The 1,046-nt window shown below is 43.7% G+C and carries 2 protein-coding genes; both read right to left on the bottom strand.

What is annotated here, in order from left to right:
* Positions 1-128: type II toxin-antitoxin system RelB/DinJ family antitoxin (locus KDK18_RS14710; RefSeq protein WP_373691153.1), on the bottom strand; the 128-nt coding region annotated here is incomplete at its 3' end.
* Positions 129-555: 427 nt separating this feature from the next.
* A complete protein-coding gene (locus KDK18_RS05785; protein ID WP_306670732.1) occupies positions 556-774 on the bottom strand; it encodes a type II TA system antitoxin MqsA family protein in 219 nt (72 codons plus the stop codon).
* Positions 775-1,046 lie beyond the last annotated feature (272 nt).

Genomic DNA, 1,046 nt, shown 5'->3' with positions numbered 1-1,046 from the left:
GGTAATCCATTGCACAAACCTACTTGCTTATAAAACAAGGTGATTGCATCTGTTGCGTTCAGCCCCAGTTTCTTGAATATCGCTTCTGCATGTTCCTTCACATCAGGCTCTATTCTGGCTCGGATCATTGCGCTTTTGCTCATTTTTAAGTACCCCTATGCGTCATATTGTTCTGTACAGTGTCATTGTAGATCATTTGGGGTACAGTGCAAACGCAACATAACAAACGCTTCCAATTCGTGGCTTCGCCACCCGACCGCCCTTCGGTCGGCGTCTGAAGCTGAGGGATATACTGCACACTCGGTATAATATCATCAACAACCGTACCACGAAGCATACTATCATGGCAGGGAAGCAACTCTCGGAGAAATCGCAAAGGCCGACCATAGCATACGCATGGCCAAAGCTTATACGACATTGCTAGCCCACCCTGACAGTGTCATACAGCAGCGAGGCCGTGACCTAAAGCTCTACGAAGAGATCCTGCGTGACGACCAGTTAAAATCCTGTTTCCAGCAAATACGTCTGACTGTCTCACAGTGACTAGTAAGTATTTCAGCTGCGAATTTCAGACAAAAGCTCTGGATGATTGTCCAGCAGTCTGAACAGTTTTACCAGTGAAAGTGGTGGTTTGGTTTTGCCATTTTCGTATCGGGAAAATGCGTTAACCCCTCCACCAAACATCTCTCCGGCCTCTTTCTGGTCAAGAGTCAGCTTTTTACGGACATTCGCAAATTCCTCGAAATATTCCTGACTCAAGAAAAGCCCCAGCAAAGAAGCTCCTGCTACTGTGAGGTTTTTTAGGGTATATCAGATGGGGTATTTATTGAAACACAGTTTTATTTGATAAAAGTAATTCAAATAAATCAATGAGTTAAAGCTTTTTCAATATTCTGCCAGAAATTGCTTACATTTAGAGTAATGACTGCAAACAATCATGAGCCAGAAAAACAGCTTTAGCTCACTATCATCAGGCTAAAAGCCCGGCTCCGTGGTGTTTCCAATAATAAATAAACGCTTAAGGATAACCGGCATGAAAGCAATAC

The sequence above is a fragment of the Endozoicomonas sp. SESOKO3 genome (assembly GCF_024606255.1).
Note: the sequence above shows the minus strand (reverse complement) of the source record. Positions and strands in the feature narration are given on the sequence as shown.